The 8,005-nt window shown below is 70.6% G+C and carries 8 protein-coding genes; 7 read left to right on the plus strand and 1 reads right to left on the minus strand.

The window, feature by feature from the left end:
* The 6 genes from ACXJKL_RS09035 to ACXJKL_RS09060 form a co-directional block, all read left to right on the plus strand.
* The coding region (locus ACXJKL_RS09035) for an AMP-binding protein (RefSeq protein WP_457206731.1) at positions 1 to 603 on the plus strand (603 nt) is incomplete at its 5' end.
* Complete coding sequence (locus ACXJKL_RS09040) at positions 600 to 1,424, plus strand: ABC transporter ATP-binding protein (RefSeq protein ID WP_457206732.1); 825 nt, start codon at positions 600 to 602, stop codon at positions 1,422 to 1,424. The genes ACXJKL_RS09035 and ACXJKL_RS09040, both read left to right, overlap by 4 nt.
* The gene (locus ACXJKL_RS09045; protein WP_457206733.1) at positions 1,421 to 2,344 is read left to right on the plus strand and encodes an ABC transporter ATP-binding protein; all 924 of its coding nucleotides are present in this window, start codon (positions 1,421 to 1,423) and stop codon (positions 2,342 to 2,344) included. The genes ACXJKL_RS09040 and ACXJKL_RS09045 overlap by 4 nt, the downstream gene beginning before the upstream one ends.
* Positions 2,341 to 3,231 carry a branched-chain amino acid ABC transporter permease gene (locus ACXJKL_RS09050; protein WP_457206734.1) on the plus strand — a complete coding sequence of 297 codons (891 nt, stop codon included), beginning with the start codon at positions 2,341 to 2,343 and terminating at the stop codon, positions 3,229 to 3,231. The genes ACXJKL_RS09045 and ACXJKL_RS09050 overlap by 4 nt, the downstream gene beginning before the upstream one ends.
* Positions 3,224 to 4,447, plus strand: coding sequence for a branched-chain amino acid ABC transporter permease (locus tag ACXJKL_RS09055; RefSeq protein WP_457206735.1), 1,224 nt, complete (start codon positions 3,224 to 3,226; stop codon positions 4,445 to 4,447). The genes ACXJKL_RS09050 and ACXJKL_RS09055 overlap by 8 nt, the downstream gene beginning before the upstream one ends.
* Entirely contained in the window at positions 4,447 to 5,676 is a 1,230-nt protein-coding gene (locus tag ACXJKL_RS09060) for an ABC transporter substrate-binding protein (protein WP_457206736.1), read from the plus strand. Before ACXJKL_RS09055 ends, ACXJKL_RS09060 begins: the two co-directional genes overlap by 1 nt.
* A gap of 94 nt (positions 5,677 to 5,770) precedes the next feature.
* On the opposite strand, the gene ACXJKL_RS09065 is transcribed toward ACXJKL_RS09060, so the two are convergent.
* Complete coding sequence (locus tag ACXJKL_RS09065; protein ID WP_457206737.1) at positions 5,771 to 6,640, minus strand: universal stress protein; 870 nt, start codon at positions 6,638 to 6,640, stop codon at positions 5,771 to 5,773.
* Positions 6,641 to 7,086: 446 nt separating this feature from the next.
* On the opposite strand from ACXJKL_RS09065, the gene ACXJKL_RS09070 reads away from it, so the two are divergent.
* On the plus strand, positions 7,087 to 8,005 hold a 919-nt coding region (locus ACXJKL_RS09070; RefSeq protein ID WP_457206738.1), incomplete at its 3' end, for an ABC transporter transmembrane domain-containing protein.

Raw genomic sequence — 8,005 nt, forward strand, 5'->3', positions numbered from 1 at the left:
GGATACGGACTGACCGAGACGTCGCCGGTCGTGAGCTTCAACCGTCGTGACCGGCGCCGGGTCGGCTCGATCGGACTGCCCGTGACGGGCGTCCAGCTCCGGGTGGTCGACGACCACGGCGTCGAGGTCGAGGACGGGGAGCCGGGGGAGATCCTCGTGCGCGGCCACAACGTGATGAAGGGCTACTGGGGGCGGCCGGAGGAGACCGCGGACGCGGTCGTCGACGGATGGCTGCGTACCGGAGATGTGGGGGTGCGCGACGAGGACGGCTTCTTCTACGTGGTGGACCGCACGGCGGAGCTGATCCACCGCGGCGGCCACCAGGTCTACCCGCGGGAGGTAGAGGAGGCGCTCCAGGAGCACCCCGACGTGGTCGAGGCAGCCGTCATCGGCCTGGCCCACCCCACCCTGGGCGCGGAGGTGGGTGCCGTCGTGACCCTGCGACCCGGCGCGAGCACCACCGAGGCCGAGCTGTGCGAGTTCGTCCGCGGTCGCGTGGCACCCCACGCCTACCCCCGGATCGTCGACGTCGTCGACGAGATCCCCAAGACCGCGACCGGCAAGGTCCTCAAACGCGCGATCCGACTGGAGACCCGAGCATGAGCATCCCCGCGACAACTGGCCGACCCATCCTCGAGGTCACGGACCTCGCCGTGACGTACGGCGGAGTGGTGCAGGCCCTGCGCGGCATCAGCCTGTCGGTGGACGAGGGCGCCGTGGTGGCGCTGCTCGGCAGCAACGGGGYGGGCAAGACCACCCTGCTGCGGACCCTGTCCGGCACCCTGCGCATGCACCGCGGACGCATCGAGCGGGGGGAGGTGGTCTACCGGGGGGACAACCTCAAGGGTCGCGATCCCGCCGCCTGCGTGGCCAGCGGGCTGGTGCAGGTCCCCGAGGGGCGCCGCATCTTCACCCGGCTCACGGTCGAGGAGAACCTCAGGGCCGGTCGCCTGGCGGTCAAGGACCGCGGCGAGAAGTCGGCCGACTACGACCGGATCTACGACATGTTCCCCGTGCTGGCCGACCGGCGGGCCCAGCGCGCCGGCCTGCTCTCCGGAGGTGAGCAGCAGATGCTGGCCATGGGGCGCGGCCTGATGTCCCGGCCCCAGCTCCTGCTGCTCGACGAGCCGTCCCTCGGGCTGGCGCCGCGGATCATCGGCCAGATCGGTGAGGTCATCCGCGAGATCAATCGCCAGGGCACCGCCGTCCTGCTCGTCGAGCAGAACGCCACGATGGCGCTCGGCGTGGCCGACACCGCCTTCGTCCTCGACGTCGGCAAGGTGTCGCTGTCGGGCTCGGCGGCCGAGCTTGCGACCTCCGACGCCGTCCAGCGGCTCTACCTCGGCCACGGCGGCGAGGGCGCGACCACCCGCAAGCCCGCCGCGGCCGCTCGTCGGAAGAAGCTGACGAGGTGGTCCGCATGAGCACGACCTCCACAGGCGCCACTGGGCCCACAGGGCCGGAGGCCGATCTGCGCACCGACGTGGAGACGTTGACCGTCGAGCACATCACGGTCGAGTTCGGTGCCATCAAGGCGCTCTCGGACGTCTCCTTCACGGTCCGGCCCGGCACGGTGCACGCCGTGATCGGGCCCAACGGGGCCGGCAAGTCGACCATGTTCAACGTGCTGTCCGGCGTCTACCGGGCCACGTCGGGCGAGGTCCGCCTCGGCGACACCCTCCTCAACGGGCTGCGACCGCACAAGATCGCGAACCTCGGTGTCGCCCGGGCCTTCCAGAACATCGCCCTCTCGGGCACCCAGACGGTGGCCGAGAACCTCATGCTCGGGCGCCACGCCCTGACCCGGGCGGGCTTCATCTCCTCCGGCCTGCGGCTGCCGCGGGCCACCCGGGAGGGGAGGGTGCACGGCGAGCGCATCCGCGAGATCGCGGACTTCCTCGACCTCGGCGCCAAGCTGGACGTCCCGGTCGGCGTCCTGTCCTACGGCGACCAGAAGCGGGTCGAGGTGGCCAGGGCGCTGTGCACGGAGCCGCGCCTGCTGCTGCTCGACGAGCCGGTGGCCGGCATGAACGCGGAGGAGACCGACCGGATGGCCCGGGCCGTGCTCGAGATCCGCGACGAGCTCGGCATCTCCATCGTCCTGGTCGAGCACGACATGGGCATGGTCATGAGCATCGCCGACCGGGTCACCGTCCTCGACTTCGGTCGCCGGATCGCGGACGGCACCCCGGAGGAGACCCAGGCCGACCCGGAGGTCATCAGGGCATATCTCGGCTCGGGCGACGAGACCGGACCCGCCGCGAGCGCCGACCAGCACGAGGACCAGCACCAGGACCAGCACCAGGACCAGCACCAGGACCCCCACGAGGAGACCCCGCGATGACGCAATTCCTGTCCCTGCTGCTCAACGGCCTGTCCCTGGGCGCGATCTACGCGCTCATCGCGCTGGGCTTCGTGATCATCTTCAAGGCCAGCGAGGTGACCAGCTTCATGCAGGGCTCGTTGCTGCTGCTGGGCGCCTACCTGATGGGGCGCTGGCACGAGACGCTCGGCTTCTGGGGTGCGGTCGCGCTCGGTATCGCCGGCTCCGCGATCGCGGCCGTGCTCGTCGAACGCGTGCTGATCAACCGGTTGCGCGGGGCACCCGTGATCAGCCTGGCGATCCTGACCATCGGCGTCGACCTGATCATCGTCACCGAGCTGACCCGTCGCATCGGGTCCGACATCCTCAACGTCGGTCACCCGTGGGGCGGCGAGGTGATCTCGATCGGCGGGGTCGGGCTCACCACCAACCGGGCCCTGGCCATCGTCGCGGCCGCCGTGCTGATCGGCGCCTTCTTCCTCACCTTCAAGTACTCCAGCTGGGGCATCTCCATGCGTGCCGCCGCGGAGGACGGCGAGGCCGCCGCCCTGATGGGCATCCACATGGGCCGGGTGTCCATGTTCGCCTGGATGATCGCCGGCATCCTGGCCGCCGTCGCCGGCCTCTTCGCCGTCGGAGCACCGACCCCGGGCGTCACCCCGGCGGTCGCCACGGTCGCCCTGAGCGCCCTCCCCGCGGCCATCCTCGGTGGCCTCGACTCGACCGGTGGGGCGCTCGTCGGCGGCATCCTGATCGGCCTCGCGGAGTCGCTGGCCGCCGGCTATCAGGACGAGATCGCCTTCCTGGGCCGTGGCTTCGGTGACGTCGTCCCGTACGTCGTGATGGTCGCCGTGCTGCTGGTGCGGCCCGCCGGACTCTTCGGCACCCGGGAGATGACCCGTGTCTGAGTCCGCCACCACCGTGCGGGAGCGCGAGGCCCCCAGCAGCGAGGGCCGGGGCACCGGCTGGTCCACAGGTCGTGCCGCAAAGCTGCTCGCGATGCTCGCCCTGTTCGTCGTGCTGCTCGCCCTGCCCCTCTACGTGGACGAGTTCTGGCTGCGCACCGGCTTCGCCGTCTTCGCTGCGATCATCGGTGCGCTCGGGCTCAACCTGCTGGTGGGCACGACCGGCCAGCTGTCGTTGGGCCACGCCTTCTTCCTGGCCGTCGGCGCCGTCACCTACACCTACGTGTCAGGTGCGCCCGGCGGGTCGGCCAACCCCTACGGCGGACTCGAGCTGCCGCCGGCGCTGGGCATGGTCCTGGGCGTCCTCGCCGCCGGTCTCGCCGGCGTCCTCTTCAGCCCGATCGCGGCCCGGCTGCGGGGGATCTACCTCGGCATCGCCTCGCTCGGCCTGGTGTTCATCGGCGACCACGTGCTCAACACCTGGAGCTCGGTGACCGGCGGCTTCAACGGCCGTCTGGTGCCGTACTTCTCGCTCTTCGGCTTCGAGTTCAGCAGCCTCGACTCGCCGCCCCTCGAGGTGCTCGGCGTGCCGTTCGGTCAGGCCGAGCGGCTCTGGTACCTCGGCCTCGTGCTGTGCGTCGCGGCGGCCTGGTTCGCCGCGAACCTCGTGCGCTCGCGTCCCGGTCGGGCCCTGCAGACGCTGCGCGACAGCGAGGTGGCGGCCGCGGTCATGGGCGTGGACGTCCGGGCCTACAAGGCGAAGGCCTTCCTGGTCTCCTCGATGTACGCCGGCCTGGCCGGGGTGCTCTACGCGCTGTCGATCGGCTCCGTCGCACCCGAGTCCTTCGGGCTGGTGCTGTCGGTGCAGTTCCTCGCGATGATCGTGCTGGGCGGCCTCGGATCCGTCTGGGGATCGATCATGGGCGCCGCCTTCGTCAGCGCCCTGCCCCTGGTCTTCCAGGAGTACGCCGGCTCGCTGCCGTTCATCGTGGAGCCCGGCGAGCCCGGCATCGTGGCCAGCCAGGCCGCGGCCTTCCTGTACGGACTGGCGATCATCCTCGTCGTCATGTTCGAGCCCGGCGGTCTCGCCGGCCTCGCGCGCCGCCTGCGGCGCCCCCCACGTGCACCCGGTGCCGCCTCGGCGGACGCCCCGGGTGCCGATCAGCACCACACCACCACACCGGCACAAGCCGATTCCTCAACCGGAGGTAACAACTGATGAGAACACACACGAAGCGCGGGGCGGTCACGCTCGTGTCGGTCGCCATGGTGCTGAGCGCCGCGGGCTGCAGCACGAAGTCCTCGGACTCGGAGACCAGCACGCAGGACGGGGTCAAGGTCGGCCGGGGCATCGACGGCGACACGATCACGCTCGGGTCGCTGACCGACCTGACCGGCGTCTTCGCGGCGCTGGGCAAGGACATCACCGACGCCCAGGCGCTCTACTGGAAGGACAACAAGGTCTGTGACACCTACACCGTCGAGTCGACGGTGAAGGACCACGGCTACGACACGCAGAAGGGCATCCAGCTCTACAGCTCGATCCACAACGACGTGCTGGCCATCGAGCAGACGATCGGCTCGCCGATCAACACCGGGCTGCTGCCGCAGCTCGAGGCCGACCAGATGGTCAACATCCCGGCGGCCTGGGCGCAGTCGCTGACCGAGAGCCCGGAGATCGCGGTCGTCGGGGCGACGTACGAGGTCGAGATGATCAACGTCCTCGACTACCTCCTCGAGGAGGGGAAGATCAAGGAGGGCGACAAGATCGGCCACATCTACTTCGAGGGAGAGTACGGCGAGGGCGGCCTCGCCGGCTCGAAGTACTTCGCCGAGCAGCACGGGATGACCGTCGTCGAGCAGCAGATCCAGTCGACCGACACGGACATGACGGCCCCGGTGACCAAGCTCAAGTCCGAGGGCGTGAAGACCATCGCGATCACTGTGGCGCCGACCCAGACGGCCTCGATTGCCGGCGTGGCCGCCTCCCAGGGCCTCGACGTGCCGATCGCGGGCAACAACCCGGTCTTCGCGCCGGCACTGCTCGACGGCCCTGCGGGGGACTCGCTGAAGAAGAACCTGTACGTCGCCTCGCCGGTGGCGCCGTTCGACCAGCTCCCCGACCTCCTCAAGAAGTACCAGGACGCGAACCCCGGGGACCCGACGCTGGGCGTGGTGTGGGGCACGGCTGCCGCCGACACCATGCGCCAGATCCTGGACAAGGCGTGCGAGGACGGCGACCTGACGCCGGAGGGCGTCACGAAGGCCAAGGAGGACATCGGCACCGTCGAGACCGGGGGCCTGGCGGTCCCGTTGACCTTCGAGGTGGGTGCGTCGCCCAGCGATGCGAGCTACATCTTCCGGGCTGCGGATGTCCCGGGAGGCGCGAAGTCCGTCTCCGACAAGTACGTCGGTGATGACGTCGCGGGCTTCATGAGCGGGGGCTGAGCCCCACCCGACGCAGCGAGGGCCCGGGCCGAGAGGTCCGGGCCCTCGTGCGTCCCACCGCCTCCCCGGCCCTGGTCGCCGCGGTCGGCACTGGCTACGCGGACGGGGCTCCGGGGTCCGGCCAGGCGGGTGCTTCGGGGACGACCGCCACCGTGGCGTGGGCACGCTCCACGACCGCCGTGGCGATGGAGCCGGTGAGCAGCCGCCCGAGCGACGTCATGGGGTGGCGGCCGACGACGATCATGTCCCAGCCGCCGTGGCGCGGACTGAGCACCTCATCGGTGAACCCGTGCTTGAGGGTGAGGGTGGCGCGTACGTCGGGGTACGTCTCCGCGAGACCGGCGACCGACTGGGCGAGGGTGGCGCGCAGGTCCTCGAGGTCGGGCCGGTCGGCCTTCTCCCCGCGGGCCTCGCGGTACTGGGCCACGGCCGCCGCCGCGTCCCAGAAGGAGTGCAGGACCGTGAGGGGGAGGCCACGCAGCGACGCCTGGCGGTACGCGAAGTCCAGGACCGGGAGCGACTCCGGCGTCGCATCGGCGCCCACCACCACCCCGGACCGCGGATCGCCGTCCGTCACTGGACGGCAGACCACCACCGGGCAGCCCGCCTGGGCACTGACCGTGGCGCCGACGGATCCGAGCATCAGGCTTCGCAGCGCGCCGCGACCGCGCGATCCGACCACCAGCATGGAGGCATGCTCCGAGGCATCGATCAGCACCTGACGAGGATCCCCGGACACGGCAGATCCCGTCACGGACAGGTCCCGACGGAGGAGCAGCGCGGCCGYGACGGCGTCATCGACCGCCGCGTCCGACCCGTCGCCCACGGACACCACCAGCAGACGCCGGTGCTCGAGGAAGGCCTGGTCGGACGCCCATCGGACGGCCCGCCCCGCGTGGTCGGACCCGTCGACGGCGACGATGATCGCTCCGACGACCTCGGCCGGATCCAGTGTCTGGCGCATGGGTCGAGGGTCGCGTGTCCCCGGCGTACGCCGACACGGCCCAAGGGCTCGCGCGCGGGGGACCATCGCCCCCTGCGGCCGTCGGACGCTGCGCCCGTGAGGGGGGCTCGGAACGGGCGCCCATGACCCGTTGGTCCTAGTACCAACGGACGCTGCAGAACTGGACCTCGCCGCGCGTAGCGTCGACGACAGGTCGCCGGAGCTCCCGAAGGCGGAGCTTCGCACCCTCGTTCTTGAGGAAAGGAGGAGTCATGGGATTCAGCGCATATCGCACGCGCCGTCACGGTCGTCACGGAAGCAACACCTCGACCAACACCAACACCAACACCAGCTCGGGCACGAACACCAGCACCCGTACCGGTCACTGACCGGGTCCCCAGGGACGGGCGAGGCCCCTCGCCCGTCCCTTCCCCCTTGTCTGTCCCTTCGTCCGTGCAGGAGACGTGATGGCTCGTCCGACCACGGTGCCCGCCCTGCGGGCGGTGCGCGTGCGCGACATGCTGAGCCGCTTCTGGCCCTACGCCGCCCCGCGACGCGGGTGGATGGCCGTCGCGCTGCTGCTCGCGGCCATCAGCCCCGCCCTGATGTCGGTCGAGATCTGGTTGTTCAAGGTCGTCGTCGACGACGTCCTCATCCCGCAGGACTTCGCGCTGTTCTTCTGGGTCGCCACGGCGTACGTCGCCCTGACCGTCGTCCAGGCGGTGTGCGACGGCTGTGAGCGCCTCCTGTCCACCTGGCTCAGCCAGCGGTTCCTGGTCGACGTACGCACCGCGCTGCTGCAGCACCTCCAGCAGCTTCCGGTCGAGTTCTTGAACCGCAACCGCCTGGGTGACGTCATGAGCCGGGTCTCGGGGGACGTGTCGGCCATCGAGGCCTTCCTGGTCTCGGGGTCCAGCCGCGCGGTCTCGAACCTTCTCCAGCTCGTCTTCTTCGCCGCCGCGCTCTTCGTGCTCCAGCCGCTCCTGGCGCTGGTGGCCCTGGTGGTCACCCCCCTCTTCTGGGGTACGTCGCGCTACTTCGCCCGTCGGCTCAAGGAGCTGGCGCGCGAACGGCAGCGACGATCCGGGAGCCTCAACACCTCTCTCGAGCAGACCCTGAGCACCCTGCCGCTGGTCCAGGCCTACGACCAGGGTGAGCAGGAGGTGCAGAGGTACGTCGTCGAGGCCGAGGCCAAGTACCGCGCCGAGATGGCCTCGGCGCGGTTGCGCTCCGTCTACGTCCCGATCCTGGACTTCATCGAGCTGCTCGGCGCCCTGGTCGTCATTGGCACCGGCGCCTGGCTGCTGTCGCAGGACCGCCTGACCGTCGGTGGCCTGCTCGCCTTCCTCACCTTCCTCAGCCGGCTCTACGGACCGGTCCGGGGAC

The organism is Nocardioides sp. P5_C9_2 (genome assembly GCF_054049555.1).

Bases quoted from the DNA above. Each gene is read 5' to 3' on its own strand.
- ACXJKL_RS09045 (WP_457206733.1), top strand. From the start codon at position 1,421: ATGAGCACGACCTCCACAGGCGCCACTGGGCCCACAGGGCCGGAGGCC.
- ACXJKL_RS09050 (WP_457206734.1), top strand. From the start codon at position 2,341: ATGACGCAATTCCTGTCCCTGCTGCTCAACGGCCTGTCCCTGGGCGCG.
- ACXJKL_RS09060 (WP_457206736.1), top strand. From the start codon at position 4,447: ATGAGAACACACACGAAGCGCGGGGCGGTCACGCTCGTGTCGGTCGCC.